A 23,160-nucleotide genomic window follows, 5' to 3' on the forward strand; every position below is an offset into this window, starting at 1 on the left:
TCGATGAAACCGATCCTGGTTCTGAACGGCCCGAACCTCAATCTCCTTGGGCTTCGCGAGCCTGAGGTCTATGGGACGGCCACCCTGGGCGATCTCGAGAGGGAGGTCAGGGAGGAGGCTCAGTCCCTTGGGTTGTCGCTGGAGTTCTTTCAAAGCAACCATGAGGGGGTTCTGATCGATCGGCTGCACGAAGCGCGCGGCAAGGTCTTGGGCGCCCTGCTCAACCCGGGGGGGCTGACCCACACGAGCGTCGCCCTGAGGGACGCCATCGCGGCGGTGGACTTCCCGGTCATCGAGGTCCACCTCTCGAATCCGCAGCGCCGGGAGGAGTTCCGCCACAGGGACCTCATAGCCGCGGCCTGCCGCGGGACGATTGCCGGGCTCGGTGTCCATGGATACCGACTGGGCCTTCGCGCCCTCTTCGCCATCGCACGGGAGCGGTAGCGGGACAGCGCGGGCCTCAGGAGGGGAAATGCGGGTCGAGGAAATCCGAAGGCTCATCAAGCTGGTTGAGGAAAGCCAGATCGATGAGCTCGAAGTCCGCAAGTGGTGGACGCGCGTGAGGATCCAGAGGAAGTCGGACAACCACAGGGAGGTCGCCGCTCCGATCACGCCGATCGTCGTCTCCCCGGCTGTGGCGAATTCCCCACCTCCCGCCCCGCCCGCTGCCGAAGCGACCGCCGGAACCGCCTCGCCGGCCGCGCCGCAGGCCTTGTCCCCGACCGGCGAAGGGATCGATGAAGCCGGCCGTGCCACCATCCGATCTCCCATGGTGGGGACGTTCTATCGGGCGGCCTCGCCCGACTCCGCGCACTATGTGGAGCCGGGCCAGAGGGTTGAGACGGGGCAGGTCGTCTGCATCATTGAGGCGATGAAGCTGATGAACGAGATCGAGGCCGATGTCGGGGGGACCATCGAGCGGGTCCTCGTCGAGGACGCGCAGCCGGTCGAGTTCAACCAGCCGCTCTTCCTCGTGAAGCCGACCTGACCCGCGGGTCGCCTTCTCCGCCTGATAGGGCCCGCACTCTGGACCTGAACCCGGCAAAGGATGCGCACGTGATGGACCTCCGCAGAATCCTGGAAGAGATGATCGAACGGGGCGCCTCGGACCTCCACTTGAAGGTCGGCAGCCGCCCCACGCTTCGGATCGACGGCACCCTCTACCCGACGGAAGGGGAGCCGACCACGCAGAGAGAGCTCGAGGGTGTGATCGAGCAGATCCTCACGCCCGAGCAACGGACCCACTTCGAGGAGCACAGGGAGATCGACTTCGCCTTCGGGATCGCCGGTCTCGCCCGGTTCCGCTCCAACTTCTACTACCAGAGAGGCACGATCGCGATGGCGATCCGTCACGTGCCCCTCGGGGTGCCGGCCATCGAGGAGCTGAACCTCCCGCCGATCGTCGAGCAGCTCGCCCTTCGTCCCAGGGGGCTCGTCCTCGTGACGGGCACGGTGGGAAGCGGGAAGAGCACGACCCTTGCCGCGATGATCGATTCGATCAACCGCAGCTTGGCGAGGAACGTCATCACGATCGAGGATCCCGTCGAGTTCCTCCATCGCGACGACAAGAGCCTGATCAGCCAGCGCGAGGTCTCGCTCGACACCGCGAGTTTCGCGGAAGCGCTGCGGCACATCCTGCGCCAGGACCCGGACGTGATCCTGCTCGGGGAGATCCGCGACAAGGAGACCATGTCGATCGCCCTCATGGCGGCCGATACGGGACACCTGGTCCTCTCGACGCTCCACACGGTCGATGCCGGCCAGACAGTCAACAGGATCATCTCCTTCTATCCGCCGCATCAGCACGACGAGGTTCGCTTCCTTCTCGCCAACACGCTGCAGGCGGTCATCAGCCAGAGGCTGATCCCGAGGGCGAACGGCAAGGGAAGAGTTCCCGCAGTCGAGGTGATGATCAACACCCCGACGATCCAGGAGTACCTCCTAGATCCAGAGAAGACGATCCAGATCAAGCAGGCGATCCACGAGGGGGTCAACCAGTACGGGATGCAGACCTTCGATCAGTCCTTGATGAGGCTCTACCGCGAGAGCCTTGTCACGCTCGAGGAGGCGATTCACGCATCCACGAGCCCGACCGAGTTCGAGCTCCGCATCAGGGGGATCCAGTCCTCGAGCGACGCGAAGTGGGCCTTGTTCGAGGGCACGGGAGAGACGGCGGAGGGGAAGGAACGCCGCGCGAGCGCGGGGCGTTAGGGGCGGGGCGATGCGAGGCGACGGACCCGAGGCGCGATGATCGGAAAGATACTGATCGCCAACAGGGGTGAGATCGCCTTGCGTGTCGCCCGGGCTTGTCGGGAGCTCGGAATCCGGACGGTGGCCGTCTACTCGGAGGCCGACGCCGACTCGCTCCATGTCCGGGCGGCCGACGAGTCGGTTTGCATCGGCCCGCCCAGGAGCAGGGAGAGCTATCTCAACATTCCCCAGATCCTCTCGGCCGCGCAGATCACCAAGGCCGAAGCGATCCATCCCGGCTACGGGTTTCTCGCCGAGAACGCGCAATTCGCGGAGGCATGCGAGTCGAGCGGCGTGATCTTCATCGGTCCCGGCGCGGAGGCGATCCGCGGCATGGGGGACAAGGCGGTCGCGAAGTCCCTCATGCGGGAGGCCGGCGTGCCGGTCGTGCCGGGGAGCGACGGGATCGTCCCGACCGCCGCGGAGGCCGCCGCACTTGCCCAGGAGCTCGGCTATCCGGTGATCGTCAAGGCGAAGGACGGCGGGGGCGGCAAGGGGATGCGCATCGTCCGCGGCGCCGACGAGATGGAGCGCCTCTTCTCGATGGCGAAGGCCGAGGCGCAGGCCGCTTTCGGCGGCGACGCCCTCTACTTGGAGAAGTTCGTGGAGCGGCCGAGGCACATCGAGATCCAGGTCATCGGCGACCACCAGGGAAACGTGGTCCATCTGGGGGAGCGGGACTGCTCGATCCAGCGCCGCCACCAGAAACTGATCGAGGAAGCGCCGAGCCCAGCCCTCACCAGGAGCATCCGCGAGGAGATGGGTAGGACCGCCGTGTCCGGAGCGCGGAGGATCGGCTACTCGAGCCTCGGGACCATGGAGTTCCTCTTTGAGGAGGCGACGGGGCGCTTCTTCTTCATGGAGATGAACACGCGGCTCCAGGTGGAGCATCCCATCACCGAGATGGTCACCGGGCTCGACCTGGTGAAACTCCAGATCCGGGTCGCGGCCGGCGAGGCGATCGGCTTGAGGCAGGAGGATGTGCGGATGGAAGGCCACGCGATCGAGTGCCGGATCAACGCGGAGGACCCCGACCACGACTTCAGGCCTTCGCCCGGGGAGGTCGCGCAGTTCCACCTTTCGGGGGGACCCGGCATCAGAATCGACAGCCACATGGTGGCGGGCGCGATCGTCTCGCCCCACTACGACTCGCTCGTCGCGAAGCTAATCGCCTTCGGCGCGGATCGCGACGAGGCCCTGGCCCGGATGGAGCGCGCCCTGGCCGAGGCGAGGATCGAAGGCGTTCACACGACCGTGCCGTTCCACCGCCAGGTGCTGGCCCACCCCGACTTCCGCGCGGGGCGCTACGACACGAGCTTCCTGGATCGTATCCAGGCGAAGGCGGAGGAAGAAGGGGCAACCGCTCCCTCTCATTGATGCGCAGCGCGAGCTACCGGATGCGCACGATCTTGCTCTGGAGGCTCACGCCGGCGGTTTCGATCCTCAGAACATAAACCCCGGACGGGAGAGCCCGGCCCTCCGGCGAGTCGAGACTCCAGAATCGCTCCTGCGCTCCACGAGCCGCGACGCCCTCCTCGAGGAGGAGCAGGCGCCGTCCGACGAGATCGTGGAGGGTGACGCGAACGCGTCCCTGTTGGGGAATCCAGTAGCAGAGCCGCACTCCGTCCCGGATCGGGTTCGGCCGAATCGAGAGGATCGCGGGAACGCCCGCCCGCGTCCCGGACGGCGCGAGACGCGCGGGACCGAGCCAGTCGAGGGGGCGCCCTCCCTCCACCAGGCGGATCCAGTAGTCGCAACCCTCCCTCGGCGGGGCCGGATCGACGGCGACAAAGCGGCCGTCGGATCCGACTGGAATCGGATCTCCCGCAAGCGGCGATCTCTCGCCTCCCGCCGCCGCGCGGTGGATCTCGATCGCCGCGGCGGTGTCCAGATGAAGACAGCCCTCGATGCGGGCCTGCGACCCCAGCCAATCGGCCGTGAGGGAGCGCAACGTGACGGGGACGATCATCTCCTGCCAGCGGGCGATGTTGCGCGAGGGCTTCTGTCCGGCCTGCTGGAAGCTCCCTCCGACGTAGAGATCCCCCTCATGGGCGGCGAGCGCGCCGACCCATCCGGCGGCGCCGGAGCCGAGCGGCGACCATGCGAAGCCGTCCCAGCGCGCCACGAAGTTGAGGACGGTGCCATCGGAGCGATTGAAACCGCCGCCGGCGATCAGCCTGCCGTCGAAGACCGACAGGGCGGAGACCCAATCGTTGAGTCCCGCGCCGACGGAAGACCAGGACGCGCCGTCCCACCGCGCGACATTGCTCGCGGCCGCGCCGCCCGCGTGGGAGAAGGTGCCTCCCGCATAGAGCGTTCCCCCGAGGGAAGCCAGGGCGAAGACCCACTTGTTCATCCCTGAGCCGAGGGGGGACCACGACGCGCCGTCCCACCGCGCGACGCGGTCGGCGCCGACGTCACCGGCTCTGCCGAAGTCCCCCCCGGCGAGGAGAGCCCCGTCGTGGACGATGAGCGTATTGACCTTGCCGTCCGTTCCGCCTCCAACGGGGAGCCACTCCGATCCGGTCCACCGCGCCACGCGATCGACGGCCGTCGTACCGGAGAGGAGGAAGTCGCCTCCCGCGAAGATCTCGCCCTCGAAGAGGCAGACGGCGAGAACGGGCCCGTCGAGGCCCGGGCCGAGCGCCTGCCAGGCGCCGTCGTTCCAGAGGGCGATGTTCAGAGCCGCCGCGCCGCCCGCGGAAGAGAAGTACCCTCCCGCGACCAGGCTCGAGTCGGTCCCCGCCAGAGCGTAGACCGGGCCGTCGAGCCCGCCGGCGAGCGAGTCCCACTCCCCTCCCGACCAGACGGCGACGCGTCCTGCGGCGACCTGCCCCGCGCTCGTGAACGAGCCTCCGGCGTAGAGGGCCCCGTCATGAGGGCAGAGGGCCAGGACTTCTCCGTCCACTCCCTTCCCCAGGTAGTCGCGCCAGGAGGATCCGTCCCAGCGGGCGAGCTGCCCCGCGGTCCTCTCGCCCGCCCTGGCGAAGGCTCCTCCGACGATCAAGCTGCTCCCCTGGGCGAGCAGAGCGCGACCCGCTCGATCGAGACCCTCTCCCAGAGGGCTCCACTCGGCCCCGTCCCAGAGGGCGATCGATCGCGCGGTGTCCGCGCCCACGAGCGTGAAGTGGCCGGAGGCGGCGAGTCGGCCATCGTAGGCCGTCAGGGCCGTGACCTCGCCGTCGGGCTGAGAGCCCAGCGCGCTCCACGACGCCGAGTCGGGATCCCAGCGAGCGATGTATTCGGATCTCAGTCCTCCGGCGTTCGTGAAGGCCCCCCCGGCGAAGAGTTCCCGGCCGTACGGCGCGAGCGCGTGAACGTCCCCGCTCAGTCCCCCCCCGAGCGGAGTCCAGGTCGCGCCATTCCAACGCGCGGCCCTGAGGGCGGCGGCGCTGTCGGCCTCGGTGAAGCTGCCGGCCGCGTAGAGCGAGCCGTCCAGCACCGCGAGGGCCGCCACGTCGCCGTTCACTCCGTGATGGAGCGGCGACCATCCCGAGTCGTCGAACGCCGCGACATGGCCCATCGGCGATGCGCCGGATCGATCGAAACTCCCGCCGGCGATCAGCTTCCCCTCGTGGACCGCGAGGGCGAGAACGTCGTCGTTCAGCCCCTCGCCGAGGCGCGACCACTCCGAACCGTCCCACGCGGCGATGTGTCCCACGGACGTGGCCCCGGCGAAGGTGAACTCGCCGCCCGCGATGAGCTTCCCGTCGTGCACGGCGAGGGCGAGGACGGCGTCGTTGAGCCCCGGGCCGAGCGGAGCCCAGGAGGAGCCTGTCCAGCGAGCGATTCCTGTGGCCGCGCTCCCCCCCGGCTGGGTGAAATCGCCGCCGACGTAGAGGTCGCCGCCGAAGACGGCGATGGCGCGGACCTCGCCGCCGATCGGGAGCGTGCCGAACCCCGGCCACCAGTGATCGTCATCGGCTCGCGCGGGGATCCCGATCGGGTCGACGGGGCGCTGGCCCGTCCGGGGGGCGACTCCGGCCGCGACAGGGCTCGCGAGGATCGTGATGAGAAGGACGAGGAGGCTTCGTCGCATATCGTCTACCTCGTGACCTTCCAGAAGAGGACCGTCCCGAGGATGGCGAAGAGAAGGTTGCCCATCCACGCGGCCATCATCGGCGCCACCGCGCCATTGTATCCGAGCACCTGTCCGGCGCGCAAAAGGGCGTAGTAGGCGAAGCCGAGGAAGATCGTCGCGCCGAAGCCGAGGGCGATGCTGCCGCCCCGGACGATCCGGAGCGAGAGGCTCGCGCCGATCAGGACCATGATGAGGCTTGCCAGGGGGAAGGAGACCCGCAGATGGTAGTCGGTGCGGATCTTCACATCGCGACCGCCGCTCGCGCGGACCTTCGCGGCGTACCTCCGCAGCTCCGCCATGTTCATCTGAAACGGGTTCTCGTTGGGCCGCGCGAAATCGGCCGATGTCTCCTTCAGTTCCGAGGTTCCATAAGCTTCGAAGCGGACGCTCGTCTCGATCGAGTCGCGGAAGGTCCGGAGGAACCCCTTCTCGAAGCGCCAGAGCCGGTCCTTCATGGCCGCCTTCTCGGCGTCGATCCGCCTCTCGATGCCGTGGCTGCTCAACGTCTGAACCGAGACGTTCCGGAGGCTCCCGGTCGAGCCGTCGTAGAACTCGACCAGGTAGAAGATCCCTCCCTGCCCGAGGTAGCGGACGTTCATGCGACCGGTCATCTCCTCCGGGATCTGCTGCTTGATCTCGACCTTGAGGATTCGCCTCTGGGCGCGGTAGGCCTCGGGCACGATCGTTTCGGCGACGGCATAGGTGGCCCCCGCGATCGCGAGGGCGGCCAGGAGCATCGGCCCGGCGATCCGGACGGGCGAGATCCCCGCCCCCTGCATGGCGGTCACCTCGTTGAACCGGCGGAGCTGTCCGAGGGAGAGGATCGATCCCAGCAGCGCGGCGAGGGGGATCACCTGGACGAGGATCACGGGGAGGCTCCAGAGGTAGTAGCGGAGGATGAGGGTCGTGGAGGCCTTGTGGTCGACGAAGACATCGATCTTCTCGATCGCGTCGACGATGACGAAGATTCCGACGAAGAGGGTGACGCCCATCAGGGTGTAGAGAAGGAAGTCCCCGAGGACGTAGCGGTCGAGACGCCTCAAGCTCTCCTCCTTCGCGCCGCGGGCTGAGGCGGGCCGGTCGTCGCGATCCTGAGCGTCAAGTAGATCCCGAGCGGCCCCAAGAGGAGATTCGCGAACCACATCGCGAGCCAGGGTGGAGCGAGGCCTCGATCGGCCAGCTGCTCGCCCCCGATGAGGCAGGCCCAGTAGAAGAGGAAGAAGACGACGGAGAGGAAGCCGGCGGCCAGCCCCCCGCGCCGCGCCCGCATTCCCAGGGGAGCGCCGATCAAGACGAAGACGACGCAGGCGACGGGGATCGAGAACTTCTTCTGGATCTCGACCCGGAACGAGTCGATCTGCTTCCTGATCCCCTTCGCCTGCAGCAGCTTGATCTTGAGCTCCTCGATCTGCCGTCTCTTGGCCGCGGAGATCTCGGGCGGCGCGTCCGTCTTGCCCCTGCCGGCGATCAAAGCCAGCGCGCCCGCGAGGATTCTCCTCGCTCCGCGCGGCCGCATCTCCGCCTCGTCGATAGGGGGCAGCTCCTCGGGGCTCGCGACTCCCAGGCGCGCGAGCGAGGAGTCGACATCCGCCCGCGAGCGACGGTAGTCCTTCTCGAGCGTCTCGATCTCGCGCTTCATGTCGCCGACCGACATCTCCCTCTGGCCGCGGCTTCGGCGGACGGCGCGCGCGAGGGCCTCGGTCGCGCCCGCAAGGTGCATCGTCTGCTCCCCAAAGACGAGGCGGCGGTACCGGCCGTCCTTCGCGTGCGGATCGGCCTCGTGGATCTCTCCGTCCCTGAGACTGAGCACCACCTCGTTGCGCTCGGCGACGAAGCTGAGGAGGCCGTGCCGGGCCCTGATCGTGCGCGGCCCCGCGCCGGAGTCGGACGTGTCGACGATCAGGACGTCGCTCATCTCGCCGCTCCGGTCGTCGAGCTTGCCCACGAACAGGTCGTATCCCTCGAAGTCGTCGATGAAGATCCCCTCCTGGATCTCCGCCGACGGGCGGGTGCGCTGGATCTCCCCGACGATGTTCGCGAAGGCATGGTTCGTGTCGGGTAGAATGAAGTTGTTGAAGAGCGCGAGAAGGATCGCGACCAGCGAGGCGAGGAAGAGGGTCGGAAGCATCGTCGCGACCAGGTTGATCCCGCTCGCGCGCATGGCGGTGATCTCGTTATCCTGGCTCATCTGGCCGTAGGCCATCAGGACTGCCACCAGCACGCCGCAGGGCACGGACAGGGCAATCATCCAGCCCAGGCCGAGCAGGAACAGCTTCCCGACGATCAAGAGGGAGATCCCCTTGCCGAGGAACAGGTCGAGGTAGTCGAGCAGCAGCTCGAGCGTGAGGAGAAACGTGACGACCGCGAATCCAAGGAGAAAAGGCCTCCACAGCTGGCGCGCGACATAGCGGGAGAGGATCCCGAGTGGCACCAGCCGTCTTGACGTCAACCGGACCTCCGTGTGTAATCGCCGCATACCGGATCCCGAAGATCCCGGGGATCTTGAAGGCCAAGGTTGGAGTATATACCGCCGTCACATAGCAAGGAGGATCCCCGACCTCGGACCGTCGGACGCCACCATCATGAGCGATTCGTGTCTCTCCGCAAGACCCTCCCCCGGCTAGGCCTGACGGTTCTCGCGCTCTGCGCGGCCGTCGTCAGCCCTCTCCTGGGCGAGGAGGAGCCTTATCTCGGCTTGTGGGAGACGGCCGGGACCGGGGCCCTGGAGGGGGACCTGTTCCTCTATCGGCTGGCGATGCGCTTCAACTCCCGCGCGGCGCTCCGCTCCACCGGAATCCTGCCCGAGCCGTTCAGGGCGAGCGAGGACTCCCTCGGCCTGCGCTCCGATCGATTCGAGGACTTCGTCCTCCTGCAGGACAGCCTGGGGATGGGGTGGCTTCCGCCCGCGTGGGGCCGTCTCAAGGGGGGCAAGGACTTCACGTCCAAGCAGGTCTCGATCGATCTCGACTCCCTGGTGGTGGAGGAGGGGCTTCTGCTCGAGGGAGATCCGATCCTGCCCGCGGTCCGGCGGGAGATGGGCGGCTACCTCGAGGAGCTGACCCGTCGCAACTACAGGTCGCTGTGGGCGGAGAAGGCCGTCGAGGGCCTGCAGACGATCGAGGATCGCTCCGGGCAGAAGGCCGGACTCGTGCCGAAGCTCGCCCTTCCCGTGGAGATGCCCGGGCCGGTCCGGAGCATCATCGGGGCGGGCCGGCCCAGCCTCACCGTGCGGGGGAGCGAGCGGATCTCCTTCAGCGGAACGAGCCGGTGGTACCCGGACCGCCCGATCAACGAGTTCCAGCGCAAGGCGTCGAAGTTCCCGCAGCTCGACATGAAGCAGGAACTGAACCTGACCCTGACAGGGAACATCGGAGACAAGGTGTCCGTCGATGTCGACCAGTCCAGCCAGGCGGCGACCCCTCTCGAGAACAGGATCAAGATCCGCTACAAGGGATACGAGGACGAGATCATCCAGCAGGTGGATCTCGGCAACACGAGCCTGCAGCTTCCGAGCACGCAGTATGTCTCCTACCAGGGACGTCACGAGGGGCTCTTCGGAATCAACACGAGGGCCTTGGTCGGCAGCGTCGAGGTGACGGGGATCCTGAGCAAGCAGGAAGGGAAGAACGACACGCGAAGCCTCACGCGCGGGGCGGAGGTCCGCACCTTCGAGATCGAGGACTGGCAGTACCGGCGCGGCAAGTTCTTCTTCCTGATCGACCCGGACGGCCCGCGGCTTCCCGAGGGTGACCAGGTCGTCGATCTGGAGGTCTGGATCGACGACCGCAACGGAAGCAACAACAACGAGCAGCTCACGGTCCCCGCCTATGTGACCCTCTCGGGGAATCCCCCGGGGCGCGGGGAGGGGCGGGATTCGGTATGGGCGACGGGGGCGTTCAACCGCCTCACTCCCAGCCAGGACTTCATCGTTCAGATGGATGTCTACCCCGGCTATCCCGTGCTGATCCTCGATGACTACCAGATTCTCGATGACAGGATGACGAAGGCGATGGGGGTCAGCTACCGGACGCTGAGCGGCCTCGAGGTCGGCGGGACGACGGGAGGCAACCCCGACTCGCTGGTCCTCATGATCCTCAGGCCGGCCGCGGAGATGGGGGAAACCAACCCGCTCGATCTCACGCAGGGGATCTTCGCCGACAAGCGGCGCTGGGAGATGCGCAACGTCTACGACCTGGGGAGCAACCTCTCCTCCGACGGGCTGACCGTGCGGGTCCGCCGCAAGAGGACCGTGGGGGGGATCACGAACCCGGACCGCATTGGAGAGGTCACGTTTCTCGAGATCCTCGGGCTCGACCTCTACACCGATGCCGGCGAGAACCAGACGCCGGGACCCGACGGGAAGATCGACCGGGGCAAGATCAACTACGATTCGGGGTACGTGATGCTCTGCAACCTGCAGCCGTTCGCCCCCGTCGATGTCCAGGCGGCGCTCGGGTGCGAGCCGACCCGCGCGGAGCTGCCCGACGACCACCTCGTCCCCGGCCTCTACCTGCGAAACGACTGGTCTTCCGGCGTCGACGCCAACACGATCTCCCAGTTTCAGTTCGAAGTCACGGCGAGGACATCGGTCTCCCGCATCAGCCTGAACGCCTTCAACATTCTGCAGGGCTCCGAGGTCGTCACGGCCGGCGGGAGGACCCTGGCCAGGGACCGCGACTACACGATCGACTACGACGCGGGGGAGATTCAGATCCTGGACGCGGCCGACGTGCGCGACACCGACGAGATCCGGGTGAGCTACAGCTACCTCCCCTTCGGCGGCGGAGGCCAGAAGACGCTGATCGGCACGGCCCTGCGCTACAGGCCCCAGGCGGCGAAGCTCGATCTGTCCACAGCCTGGGTCTACGAGAGCAAGGGCGCCCCGGGGATCGAGGGCCGGCGGCCGCGCTTGGGTCAGGAGCCGACGCGCACCGTTGTCGGGGAGGTCGCCGCCTCCTACAAGGCGGAGCCGTGGCTTCTGACCGCTCTCGCGGACGGGCTTCCGTTTGTTCGCGCCAGCGCCAGGAGCGCGATCTCCCTCGACACGGGGACGGGCCTGTCCTTCCCCAACCCCAACACGCGCGGCCTCCTCTATGTCGACGACTTCGAGGGAGCGAAGGATGTCTTCTCGATCTCGACCAACCGCGTGAGCTGGCGTCCCGCCGGCGTTCCGGAAGCGGCGGCGAAGGGGGCGGGCGCGGTCGAGACCTGTGAGTACCGCGGCGAGGCCTGGTGGTACACGCCACGGGCGGCGGTGAAGGAAGGGGACCTCCAACCCACGCACGAAGGAAGCGGCGGTCTCGACAAGACGGAGAAGGACAACAATCGACAGGTCCTCGAAATCCACTTCATTCCCGCGGGAAGCCAGGAGCAGGACCGGAGGAAGTCCTGGTTCTCGCTCGTGCAGCCGATCGCGCAGCGGGGCACGGACCTCTCGAGGGCGCAGTTCCTGGATATCTGGGTGAACGACTTCCGTCGTCCAGGCGACGCGGTCTCGCCGAGGGAGGGGAAGCTCCACATCGACATCGGAGTCGTCTCCGAGGACGCGGTCTGGACGCGGAGGCGCGTCGGGACGGAGGGGCTTCTCGAACTGGGATCGTTCCCCGACGCGCAGCTCGGATTCAGGGAGTTCGACACCGAGGACAGCACCCGAGACGGCCAGCTCGACGACCCGGGAGGGGGCGGGGGCGAGGACATCGGGATCGACTTCAAGACCGATCCAGAGGAGGGGGCGGGGGAAGATCCCGCGTACGACAACTGGGACTTCGACGAGGGCGAGGACGATAGCAATCGCGACCTTCCCTTCGCGAACCCGAACGACCTGCCGGCGGGCAGGTATCTCCTCTCCGAGGAGCGATTCGCCAAGTTCGCCCGGATCAATGGGACCCAGGCGAATGGTCGCCTCGACACGGAGGACCTAAACGGCAACCAGATCCTTGACCAGACGGAGGCGTACTTCGCTTTCGAGCTCGACCTGGCCGACCCGTCGCTGATCGAGTTCGAGTCGTCGCAAGCCCCCGACCAGGATCAGGCCTACTCGGGCTATACGCGCGGGTGGAGGCGAATCCGGATTCCGCTTGCGCCTCAGTTCTACACGAAGGTCGGCAACCCGAGCTGGGAGCAGGTTCGCCACGTGAGGATCTGGCTGGATGGCTTCAGCAAGCAGACCGTCCTGCAAGTAGGCGGGATCGACATCACCGGAAACCGCTGGCTGAAGGGAGCGATCCGTGACGCCCGAGGCGCGGAGGTTTCCGCGGAGGAGCTCGAGCAGCGGGGTGAGGACTTCTTCCCGGCGGTACTCAACAACAAGGACAACTCGACCTCCGAGTACACGCCCCCCTTCAAACCGAAGGAGAGGCAGAATGTGGAGGAGCGGGAACAGTCGCTCGCCCTGGAGCTCAGGAACTTCCCGCCGGGGCATCGCTCTTCGGTCTACCGGACCTTCCCGCAGGCGCAGGACTTCGTCAGCCTCTACCGCACCCTGGAGTTCTATCTCAATCGCAGGATCCGGGAGGGTCCTCCGGATCCCAATCTCGAGTTCTTCGTTCGCCTCTCGCGCAACGCTGCGACCGAAGAAGAGAACTACTACGAATACAGGGTTCCCGTACCCCGCGACTGGGTCCTGCACACGGTGAGCATGGGGGAGCTTTCCCGCCTCCAGCTCGAGCGGGCCGACTCCGCCACGGGGATCGTCGTCGAACGGCTCGAGAACGGGGCGACGCTCACGAGGAAGGGATCGCCCAGCTTCACGAGCATCCAGAGGATCAGCTTCGGCGTCATCAACGTGGGGGTCACGACCGTCGAGAACGGCAGCGTCTGGGTCGACGAGCTCAGGCTCGGATCGGTCAAACGCGACACCGGGATGGCGAACCGGGTCTCCTTCAACATGGCGATGTCCGATCTCGCGTCCGCGAACGTCAGCTTCCAGAGGATGGACGCCGACTTTCTCCGCGTCGGCAGCGAGCGGGGAAGTGGAACGACCCGGACCGACTACACCGTCGGCGGACGCCTCAACGCGGAGAAGTTCGCGGAGAGGTCGGGGTTGCGCCTGCCCTTGAGCTTCAACGTCTCGCGCGGCCGCACGGTCCCCAAGTTCCGGACGAACGGGGACCTCGTCCTCGAGAAGCCGAGGCCCAGCGACATCACCGAATCGATCAACAAGGACTTCTCGTTCAGTCTATCCCGCAACCGGTCGACGAACCCCTGGCTCCGCTACACCCTCGACGCGGTCAGCCTCTCGGGCCGGACCGGGCAGTCGATCCAGAACAGCCCCGACGCGAGAGACACGACGGTCAGCTCGAGCGGCAACCTGCAGTTCTCCCTGCCGCTGCAGGGCGGACCGCCGATCAAGTACTACAAGGACAAGGAGCTCCGTCTCCTTCCCAACAGCCTCACCTTGGGTCTGAGCGGTTCCCGACAGCGCAGCATCAGCTACAGGCGCAAGAACGCCGACCTCACGCAGGACCTCTACGAGCCGAGCCTGGACCTGAGGACGAGGACCGCCTCGATGAGCTGGTCGACGGGACTGCGCCCGGTCGAGCAGGTCACCTACGGATTCGACCAGACGAGGGATCTCCTGCTCGCCACGGCCCCGCGGCGGGTCGGGGGGGTCAATCTCGGGACGGAGACCGGCCGCCGCCACCAGCTCAACGCCTCGCATCAGATCTCTCTCTTCAAGCGGGCGCTTGTCCCGAAGGTGACCTGGGCGGGGAACTCGGACAACAAGTTCAACGCGATCCAGGCAAGCGGGGGGGTTCGCGAGCGCAGCAACAACTTCGACACCGGAAACACGCTGACCTTCACGGGCACGCTGCCGATCGACCGGCTGTTCCAGATGCTCCCCCGCTTCGGGCGCGGAGGGGGAGCTGCCCCGGCCCCGGGGGATTCGGCCGCGGGAGCGAGCCGGGGCCGCTCGGCGGGCCGCGCGACATCGAGCGGTTCCTCGGGGGGATGGTTCTCGATCTCGGCCGTCAGCGCGACCCACTCGATCGGCAAGACGCGCAGCCTCGATCGATTCGCAGGAGAGCCATCGATCCCCTTCCAGCTCGGCCTCTCTTCCGACCCCGGCAGCGGGGTCCGCAGGCTCACAGGGGCCTCCGACGCGACCGGGGATCGAAAGGACACGAGCTTCTCGACCGACTTCAAGCTGCTGGGCGAGGTGACCGTGCGCACGTCCTACGCGCAATCGAGAAGCGACAACACGGTGAACCGGACGAGCTCGACGATCCGAACCTGGAAGTACCCGGACCTCGACATCAACTGGGGGAGGTTCTACAAGCGCGTCAAGCTCGACCGCTGGGCGAAGGACGTGCGCGCCACGACGCGGTACAGCCGCGAGCTCAGGGAGACCGGCACCAGCACCAATCCCAAGGACAGGACGGAGTCGACGGTCTCCTTCCGCCCCCTGCTCAACCTCGACGCGACCCTCAACAACGGATTCTCGGCCAAGCTGACCTCCTCCTACAGCACTTCGAACTCCGAGCAGTTCGGCCTGCTCAGGAACCTCTCCCGTTCGCGGAGCCGGCAGGCGGGTCTCTCTCTCCGGCGCAGCTTCAACCTATCGAGGATGGTCACGAACCCGATCACCAAGAAGAAGACCAAAGCGACGACGAAGATCGATCTCTCGCTCGCGACGGATATCCAGGACAGCAAGAGGGAGAGCGGCCCTCGAGGCAGGTTGATCGTGATCGAGGACCGCGCCAAGATGGCGATTTCGACGACCGCGGGCTACAACTTCACGAGCAACATCACCGGCAACGCGGGCCTCACTGTCGGACAGGACAGCGATCGAAAGAACCGGACCAACACCTCGCGGTATGTGAGCGTCACGCTCTCGGCCGCTTTCACTTTCTGAAGCGGCATGACGATCCTTCGAGCGATCCTACCGCTGCTGCTCGTCTTCGGTGCGGTCCGCGCAGACGAGGGGATCCCGGACTTTCCGGAAGCCGCCGCGTGGGAGTTCCTCGTGGCCCAATGCGCCTTCGGCCCGCGGGTCCCGGGCACGGCGGGGCATCGGAAGTGCCTCGACTATCTGGAAGCGACGCTGGCCTCGACCGGCGCGGCGGCGATTCGCCAGGACTTCCGGACGGCGACCGACGCCTCGCGAGACACGCTGACCCTGACGAACCTCACGGCCCGCTACGGGCCGCCCGGCGCGCCCCTGCTGCTGGGCGCGCACTGGGACACGAGGCCCTGGGCCGACCGCGACCGCGACCCCGGCAACCGCAAGAAACCGATCCTCGGGGCCAATGACGGAGCCAGCGGCGTCGCTGTCCTGCTGGCCCTGGCAACGATCCTGCGGACGCATCCCCCGCCCCTGCCTGTGGAAATCGCCCTCTTCGACGGCGAGGATCAGGCGAGGGAAGGGAGCGATGGCGGGGGGTACATTCTGGGCTCCAGGGCCCATGTCCGGGGGCGGGTCCCGCCCCTCCCGCGGGCGGTCGTCATCGTCGACATGGTCGGGGCCCGGGACATGGAAATCTGCCGGGAGGAGGTCTCTGATCTTCATGCCCGCCAGCTGAATGACCTGATCTTCGCTCGGGCCGCGGCGCTCGGGCTCCCCGCGTTCCGGGACGAGGTCTCGAGCGCGGTTCTGGACGACCATGTCCCCTTCCTCGAAGTGGGGATTCCCGCCGTCGATCTCATTGACACCCGCTACCGGCAGTGGCACACTCTCGAGGACTTGCCTGGCGCATGCTCGCGGGAGAGCCTTGGGCAGGTCGGGAGGCTATTGACCGATCTTGTTTATGGAGGCTACCTGCAGTAGGATCGGTGCCTGAGGTAAACCCCTTGTGGCGCAAGGGGGTTTCGGCTTAGGGTTGGTGGGGCGGGTTGCGACCCGCTTTTTGTTTCCATGCAGATCGTGAACAGGGAGTGGGAGGAAAGGCTTCGGCCTCTCCTCGAGGAGGAAGGAGCGGAGCTTCTGGAGGCGCAAGTCTCCAGGGGGCGTAACTCATTGAGACTGCGCTTTTTCATTGATCGGGAGGCAGGGTTGGCGGTGGATGACCTTGCCCGGTTGAGCCGAAAGATCGCCCTGCGGCTGGACGGGGATCCCTCTCTGGCCGGTCGCTATGAGATGGAGGTCTCCTCCCCGGGCATGAACAGGGTCGTGTTCCGCGAGGGGCACTTCCGCCGGTTCGTGGGGGAGCGGGTCCACATACGGTTGGCCGACATGCGGGAGGGACGGCGAAACTTCGAAGGCGCGATCCTCGGCTGCGAGAGCGGGATCGTGGAAGTCGATGTGGAGGGGTTGGGCGCGACGTCCTTCGCCCTGAACGAGATCGAGCGCGCGGAGCTTCGACTGGACCCCCGGCGTCCTCCGCAACGCCCGGTTGCCTGAGAGCCCGGATTCGAGGAGTCTGCAAGAATGTCGAATGAAGAGATCCTGGAAGCGCTGAAGGGGATCGCCCGGGAGAAGGCGGTCGACCGCCGCCTGCTCGTGGAGACCCTCACGACGGGTCTGCTGAGCGCGGCGAAGCGGCGCTACGCGACGGCCGTGGATGTCCAGGTCAACTTCGATGAGGTCACCGGGCAGATCCACGTCATCGTGCAGAAGAAGGTCGCCGCGGTCGCCATCGATCTGGGGGGGGAGATCGACCTCGAGGAGGCGCGCAAGATCAGCCCCAGGGCGAGGGCGGGGGATGTGGTCGGCGTCGAGGTTCCGATCGAGGAGTTCGGCCGCAACGCGATCCAGACAGCCAAGCAGGTTCTCGTCCAGCGCGTTCGGGAGGCGGAGCGCGAGAACGTCTTCAACGAGTACATCGACCGCAAGGGGACGATCCTGTCGGGGACCGTCCAGCAGATCGATCGAGGCAATGTGATCGTGAAGGTCGGCAAGACCGAAGGGGTCATCCCGCACAGGGAGCAGATCAACCGCGATCGGTTCAAGATCGGAGATCCTCTTCGCGCCTACGTTCTCGACGTGGACAAGGAGCAGAAGGGTCCGCAGATCCTTCTCTCAAGGACGCACCCCGAGTTCGTCCGCAAGCTCTTCGAGCAAGAGGTGCCCGAGATCTTCGAGCGGGTGGTCGAGATCAAGGCGATCTCGCGCGAGCCGGGTTCCAGGACCAAGATCTGCGTGGTGAGCCATGATGACCGCGTCGATCCCGTCGGCGCCTGCGTCGGCATGAAGGGCTCGCGCGTCCAGAACATCGTCAAGGAGCTGGGGGGCGAGAGAATCGACATCGTCTCCTATAGCGCCGATCCGAAGATCCTCGCCAGCCGCGCCCTCTCCCCGGCGCGAGTGCTCGATGTCATCTACGACGACGCCGCGAAGAAGGCGACCGTCGTCGTCGCGGACGACCAGGTCCCCCTCGCCATCGGCCGCGGAGGGCAGAACGCGCGGCTCGCGGCCAAGCTGACTGGACTGCAGATCGTCCTGGTCAGCCTCTCGCAGGTCGAGGCCCAGAAGGAGGGGGAGGCGGGGCTTCCGAACATCGACCTGGAGTCGCTGACCAAGGAGCTGGGACCGAAGCTGGTCGAGAAGCTGATGAAGGCGGGGAAGGAGACGCTCCAGGACGTCATGAAGACGTCGATCGAAGAGCTGATGGAGATTCCCGGCGTCGGCGAGAAGACGGCTTCGCGCCTGCTGGCCACCGGGGCGCAGATCCTCGAGGATCGCGCGCTGGATCTGAAGAAGTCGGGCGCCGAGACCGCTGACGGGGAGATCGAGGAGACGCAGCCCCTGATGGCCGAGGAGGATGCGGTTGCCGAGGACGGGCAGTCGGAAGAGCAGGCGAGCGAGGCGGTAGCAGAGGCGGTTCCCGCGGAGGACGAGAGCGGTTCCGCGGCGGATGAGAGTGCGGCGAGTGACGTGGTTGCGGGTGAGGAGGAGACCAGAGAGGCCGGCGCATGAAGGTTCGGATCTACCAGCTTGCCAGGGATCTCAGGATATCCAGCGATGCCCTGGTCAACATGATCACCGCCCTGGGCGTCGAGGTGAAGAGCCACATGAGCGCCGTGGAGGACGACGTGGTCGTCCAGATCCGCGCCAAGATCGCTCAGGAGCGGGAGGTCACGCGTCGCGAGGACGAGCGGAAGGCCCAGATCCAGGAGATCCACAAGCAGAAGGAGGAGGCGGAGCGGCGCAAGCCTACGGCCGCCGCGCCCGTCGTTCCTCCGGAACCGATCATGCAGCCCGCGCCCCCGCCGCGTCCGATCGCCCCCGTCCCGGGCGTTGCCCCCGCGGCGACCCGCGCGCCCCAGGCGCCCGCCCCGGCCCCCTCCACGTGGCGACCCCAGCTCCCGGCGGCCGCCGGAAGGCGGGACGGCCGTAAGCGGAAGAAGGGCCGGACGCTCGTCGACGAGAAGCTCGTTCGCGAGAGCGTGCGCAAGACGCTCGCGACCCTGGACGTCGGGCGCCGCAAGCGAAGACGGCGCCGGGGCGAGCAGGGGCAGGAGACGGTGGGCGAGGCGGCACCGGTGAAGGTGACCGAGTACATGACCGTCTCCGAGTTCGCCTCCGTCCTCGAGGTGAATCCGACCGAGGTCGTGGCGACCTGCCTTCAGCTCGGGATCATCGCCAACGTCAACCGCCGGCTCGACCGGGACGAGATGATGGCGATCGCGGATGAATACGAGTGCGAGCTCGAGTTCGTGAGCGAGTACGGAGAAAAGGCGCTCGAGGAGGCGACCGCCGCGACCGAGGGGACCTTCGAGTCGGCGCACAGGTCTCCGGTCGTCACGGTCATGGGCCACGTCGATCACGGGAAGACGAGCCTCCTCGACTACATCCGGAAGACGAAGGTCGTCGCGGGAGAATCGGGCGGGATCACCCAGCACATCGGGGCCTACAATGTCGTGGTCCCGCACGGGAGGCTGAGCTTCCTCGACACCCCCGGACACGAGGCGTTCACGGCGATGCGCGCCCGCGGCGCCCAGGTGACAGACATCGTGGTCCTGGTCGTCGCCGGTGAAGACCGCGTGATGCCGCAGACCCACGAGGCGATCAACCACGCCCGGGCCGCCGGAGTGCCGATCATCGTCGCCGTCACGAAGATCGACCTCCCGGGGGCAAACCCGGAGCGGATCAAGGCCGAGCTTGCGGAAACGGGCGTCCTCGTCGAGCAGTACGGCGGCAAGACCGTATGCGTCGAGGTCTCCTCCAAGTCCGGTCAGGGGATCGACCATCTGCTCGAGATGATCCTCCTGCAGGCCGAGATGCTGGAGCTCAAGGCGGAGCCGGACAGGCCGGCCAAGGGCGCCGTCATCGAATCGAAGCTCGATCCGGGCAAGGGGGTCCTCGCAACCGTGCTCGTCCAGAACGGGACGCTGCGCGTCGGGGATCCGTTCGTCTGCGGCATGCAGCACGGCAAGGTGCGCGTCATGGTGGACGACACCGGGGCGCGCGTGACCGAGGCCGGCCCCTCCACTCCCGTGGAGGTCTGGGGATGGTCGGGGCTCCCGCAGGCGGGCGACTCGTTCCACGTCACCCCGTCGGAGCAGGAGGCGCGCGACATCGGCAGCAAGCGAGCGGCGATTCATCGGGAGCACGAGCTCCGCCTGAGCAGGCGACGCACGCTCCTGGACATCAGCCGCAGGATCAAGGAGGGGGAGGTCCTCGGGCTGAACCTGGTGATCAAGGGAGATGTCGCCGGCTCGGTGGAGGTCCTCCGCGACAGCCTCGAGAAGCTCTCGACGCCGGAGGTGCAAGTCCGCGTCATCCACCAAGGGGTGGGCGCGATCACCGAGGGGGATGTCCTTCTTGCGGCCGCCTCGGAGGCGATCATCATCGGCTTCCATGTGAAGCCGGACGCGAAGGCGCAGGCGATCGTCCAGTCGGAGAGCGTCGACGTGCGGTTGCACACCGTCATCTACGACGTCGTCGACGAGGTCCGGGCCGCGATGAGCGGCTTGCTGGCGCCGGATCTGGTCGAGAGACCGCAGGGGACCGCGGAGGTGCGCAAGATCTTCCGCGTCTCGCGCGTCGGGGTCATCGCGGGCTGCATGATCGTCGATGGAACCGTTCACAGGGTCGACTCGGTCCGGCTCGTCCGCGAGGGCCAGAAGGTCTGGCAGGGGAAGATCGCCTCGCTGAAGCGGGTCAAGGACGATGCCCGTGAGGTCCAGAGCGGTTTCGAGTGCGGAATCCAGCTCGAAGGGCACGACGACATCGTGGAGGGGGATCTCATCGAGGCCTTCACCATCGAGGAGGTCGCCCGCAAGCTCGAGTAGCCGGGCGCGGCTCCGGCGCGGGCAAGCCTTGGAAGAGAGCAGGTTCTTCTATGGGGTGGCGAGGCTCGAGCTCCACATACCACTGAGCCGCTCCCTGAAAGACAGGCGTGCCGTCCTGAGCAGCCTCAAGGGACGCATCGTGGAGCGCTCGCGCGTGGCTGTGATCGACTGCGGGTCCCAGGACTTCTGGCAGAGGGGCGCGCTCGGTCTCTGCCTCGTCGCGAGGGAGGAGTCGCAGGTCCGGGCGCTTCTGTCCTCGATCCTCCGCCTGGCGGAAGACGACGACCGGGTAGTCGTCCTCTCCTACGACACCCGGATCGGCAGCCTGGACGACGCACCGGGGGAGGGCGAGTCATGACCCAGATACGGGTGGCGCGCCTGCGGGAGGAGATCCTCCAGCAGGTCAGCGACATTCTGCAGAATCACCTGAGCGATCCGCGCCTATCCTGGGTGAGCGTCGCCCGTGTCGACCTCAGTCCCGACCTGCGCCACGCGAAGATCTACATCTCCGTGCTGGGCAGCGACGAGGCGCAACAGGAGAGTCTGCGGGTTCTCTCGAGGGCGGCGGGAGCTGTCCGGAGCGAGCTGGCCCGGAGGCTGAGGCTCCGGCGGATCCCGGAGATCCTCTTTCGGGCGGATCACTCGATCCAGTACAGCGTGAGGGTGCTCGCCCTGCTGCGCGAGCTCGGCTTCGCCGGAGACGAGCCGCCTCCCTCGGCGGAGGATGAACCCTGAACGGCTTCGTCGTCCCGATCCTCAAGGAAGCCGAGTGGACCAGCCACGACGCAGTCCAGAGACTGCGCTCCGTGCTCGGCGTGCAGGAGATCGGGCACGCGGGGAGCCTCGACCCCTTCGCGACGGGCGTCCTGGTCTGCGGTGTCGGGAGGGGAACGAAGATCATCGCACTTCTCATGGACCTTCCCAAGGAGTACGCCGGCACGATCAGGCTCGGAAGGATCACCGACACCGGCGACCGAACCGGCGCGATCCTCGAGGAGCGGGGCGTGGGAGAGATCGGCATCGAGCGTGCCCGCGAGGCGGCGGGGGAGTTGACGGGAGTCCTGGAGCAGGTCCCTCCGATGGTGTCGGCGATCAAGCAGCGTGGGACCCGGCTCTATGACCTCGCGCGCCGGGGGATCGAGGTGGAGCGCAAGCCGCGGAGGGTGGAGGTTCACTCCTTCGATGTCCTCTCGATCGCGGGCGATCTCGTCGAGTTCCGGATCCGCTGCGGCCGCGGCACCTATGTCCGGGCCCTCGCGCGGGACTTCGGAGAACGCCTCGGGCCCGGGGCCTGCGTCGAGGAGCTTAGGCGCACGGCCATCGGGACCTTCACGGAGAACGATGCCGTGGCCCTGACCGGCTCCATGGAGGATCAGCGCGCCCGCGCGCTCGCGGCGGCGATTCCGCTGGCGCGCGCTCTCGCCCATATGCCTTCGCTGAGGCTGCGCCCCGAATGGGTGCGGAAGGTCCGCCAGGGAGGCCAGCCGCCCTGGCGGGGTGTGGAGGCGACGGAGTTGCCTGCCGGGGAGCGGGTCTGCCTCATCGGGACGGAGGGGGATCTCATCGCCATCGCGTCGGTCTCGGCCGTGCCCGGGCTCGCCGATCGATCGTGGCGGGACTCGTGGGAGCTGAAGCTAGCCCGTGTCCTCTAGCGATCGACTCTGGCCCGGCGAGTACTTCGCGACCATCGGCGTCTTCGACGGCCTGCATCTGGGACATCAGGCGATTCTCAGGTCGCTGCTCGCCTCCGCGCGCTCCGCCGCGCTCCCTACGGTCCTCTACACGTTCCAGCCCCGCCCAGTGACCGTCTTCGCTCCCGAGACCCCTCCGGACGAGCTGACGCCCCTGCCCCGGAAGCTCCGTCTGCTCGCGGAGTCGGGGATCGATCGTCTCTGCGTGCTGCACTTCTCGCGCTCCTTCGCCGAGATGGAAGCAGAGACTTTTCTCACGGCGGTGCTCGGGGCGGGAGCGGGGCTCAAGGGAATCTGGATCGGCTACGACTTCCGCTTCGGACGCGGGCGGCGCGGCGATTGGCGGATGCTGCAAGAGATGTCGGGCCGCTTCGGCTACCGAGCGCATCGAGTCGACGCGATCCGCTCGGATGGAGAACCGGTCAGCTCGACACGCATCAGGCGCCTTCTGCGGCAGGGCGATCTGGAGTCCGCGCGAAGGCTCCTCGGCCGATGGCCCGACCTGGAGGGAGTGGTCGTCCGGGGGCGTGGACAGGGGCGGCGCGTCCTCGTTCCTACTGCCAACCTTCTCCTCCCCGCAGCGCAGAGCCTGCCGGCGCTGGGCGTCTACGTTGGGGAAGCGGAGTGGGATGGCAAGGGCCGTCCCGCGGTGCTGAACCTGGGCCGAAGACCTACGCTGACTGACGGCTCCCTTGTCGTCCCGGAGGTCCACGTCCTCGATTTCGATGGGGATCTTCTTGGCAGGAAGCTCCTCTTCCGGATGCGTGGAAAGCTGAGAGAAGAGCGTAGTTTCAGATCATTGAATGAGTTACGCGATCAGGTTGGGTCGGATTTGGCGGAGGCCCGCAGGATGTCGATGGGCTGGGAAGAAGAACAAACGGGCCTTGTCGGCAGGCCGCCGGATTGCTAGTGTTGTCGAGTTGGTCCTTGAAGGATAAGTCGCGCTCCGAAACCCGGAGCATCGCC

16 protein-coding genes are annotated in these 23,160 nt (G+C 67.0%); 13 read left to right on the plus strand and 3 right to left on the minus strand.

The window, feature by feature from the left end:
- Positions 1–3 precede the first annotated feature (3 nt).
- The 4 genes from aroQ to accC all read left to right on the plus strand — a co-directional run bounded on the left by aroQ (position 4) and on the right by accC (position 3,627).
- The gene (gene aroQ, locus FJY88_01280; GenBank protein ID MBM3285976.1) at positions 4–444 is read left to right on the plus strand and encodes a type II 3-dehydroquinate dehydratase; all 441 of its coding nucleotides are present in this window, start codon (positions 4–6) and stop codon (positions 442–444) included.
- Between the two features lie 28 nt (positions 445–472).
- Positions 473–988 carry an acetyl-CoA carboxylase biotin carboxyl carrier protein gene (locus tag FJY88_01285; protein MBM3285977.1) on the plus strand — a complete coding sequence of 172 codons (516 nt, stop codon included), beginning with the start codon at positions 473–475 and terminating at the stop codon, positions 986–988.
- Between the two features lie 71 nt (positions 989–1,059).
- Positions 1,060–2,211, plus strand: coding sequence for a type IV pilus twitching motility protein PilT (locus FJY88_01290; protein MBM3285978.1), 1,152 nt, complete (start codon positions 1,060–1,062; stop codon positions 2,209–2,211).
- Positions 2,212–2,247: 36 nt separating this feature from the next.
- On the plus strand, positions 2,248–3,627 hold the full coding sequence (gene accC, locus FJY88_01295) for an acetyl-CoA carboxylase biotin carboxylase subunit (protein ID MBM3285979.1): 1,380 nt from the start codon (positions 2,248–2,250) through the stop codon (positions 3,625–3,627).
- Positions 3,628–3,640: 13 nt separating this feature from the next.
- On the opposite strand, the gene FJY88_01300 is transcribed toward accC, so the two are convergent.
- From FJY88_01300 to FJY88_01310, 3 genes are read right to left on the minus strand one after another with little or no spacing between them, the layout of a single operon-like run.
- Positions 3,641–6,289 (minus strand): T9SS type A sorting domain-containing protein, encoded by a 2,649-nt coding sequence (locus tag FJY88_01300; protein MBM3285980.1) that lies wholly within the window; start codon positions 6,287–6,289, stop codon positions 3,641–3,643.
- Between the two features lie 5 nt (positions 6,290–6,294).
- Complete coding sequence (locus tag FJY88_01305; GenBank protein ID MBM3285981.1) at positions 6,295–7,374, minus strand: YjgP/YjgQ family permease; 1,080 nt, start codon at positions 7,372–7,374, stop codon at positions 6,295–6,297.
- Complete coding sequence (locus tag FJY88_01310) at positions 7,371–8,807, minus strand: YjgP/YjgQ family permease (GenBank protein MBM3285982.1); 1,437 nt, start codon at positions 8,805–8,807, stop codon at positions 7,371–7,373. The genes FJY88_01305 and FJY88_01310 overlap by 4 nt, the downstream gene beginning before the upstream one ends.
- Before the next feature lie 117 nt (positions 8,808–8,924).
- Between FJY88_01310 and sprA the strand changes: the two genes are divergently transcribed.
- The 9 genes from sprA to ribF all read left to right on the plus strand — a co-directional run bounded on the left by sprA (position 8,925) and on the right by ribF (position 23,104).
- A complete protein-coding gene (gene sprA / locus FJY88_01315; protein ID MBM3285983.1) occupies positions 8,925–15,185 on the plus strand; it encodes a cell surface protein SprA in 6,261 nt (2,086 codons plus the stop codon).
- Positions 15,186–15,191: 6 nt separating this feature from the next.
- Positions 15,192–16,097, plus strand: a complete 906-nt coding sequence (locus tag FJY88_01320) for a M28 family peptidase (protein ID MBM3285984.1) — start codon at positions 15,192–15,194, stop codon at positions 16,095–16,097.
- A gap of 87 nt (positions 16,098–16,184) precedes the next feature.
- Positions 16,185–16,670 carry a ribosome maturation factor RimP gene (locus FJY88_01325; protein MBM3285985.1) on the plus strand — a complete coding sequence of 162 codons (486 nt, stop codon included), beginning with the start codon at positions 16,185–16,187 and terminating at the stop codon, positions 16,668–16,670.
- Between the two features lie 27 nt (positions 16,671–16,697).
- Positions 16,698–18,185, plus strand: a complete 1,488-nt coding sequence (nusA, locus tag FJY88_01330) for a transcription termination/antitermination protein NusA (GenBank protein MBM3285986.1) — start codon at positions 16,698–16,700, stop codon at positions 18,183–18,185.
- On the plus strand, positions 18,182–20,503 hold the full coding sequence (infB, locus tag FJY88_01335; protein ID MBM3285987.1) for a translation initiation factor IF-2: 2,322 nt from the start codon (positions 18,182–18,184) through the stop codon (positions 20,501–20,503). The genes nusA and infB overlap by 4 nt, the downstream gene beginning before the upstream one ends.
- Entirely contained in the window at positions 20,382–20,861 is a 480-nt protein-coding gene (locus tag FJY88_01340) for a DUF503 domain-containing protein (protein ID MBM3285988.1), read from the plus strand. The genes infB and FJY88_01340 overlap by 122 nt, the downstream gene beginning before the upstream one ends.
- Positions 20,858–21,238: a 30S ribosome-binding factor RbfA gene (gene rbfA / locus FJY88_01345; GenBank protein MBM3285989.1), complete on the plus strand. Its 381-nt coding sequence runs from the start codon at positions 20,858–20,860 to the stop codon at positions 21,236–21,238. The genes FJY88_01340 and rbfA overlap by 4 nt, the downstream gene beginning before the upstream one ends.
- Positions 21,235–22,155, plus strand: a complete 921-nt coding sequence (gene truB / locus FJY88_01350) for a tRNA pseudouridine(55) synthase TruB (GenBank protein MBM3285990.1) — start codon at positions 21,235–21,237, stop codon at positions 22,153–22,155. Before rbfA ends, truB begins: the two co-directional genes overlap by 4 nt.
- A complete protein-coding gene (gene ribF / locus FJY88_01355) occupies positions 22,145–23,104 on the plus strand; it encodes a riboflavin biosynthesis protein RibF (protein ID MBM3285991.1) in 960 nt (319 codons plus the stop codon). The genes truB and ribF overlap by 11 nt, the downstream gene beginning before the upstream one ends.
- The last annotated feature ends 56 nt before the right edge of the window (positions 23,105–23,160 follow it).

It is taken from the genome of Candidatus Eisenbacteria bacterium (assembly GCA_016867495.1).
Classification (GTDB): Bacteria; Eisenbacteria; RBG-16-71-46; order CAIMUX01; family VGJL01; genus VGJL01.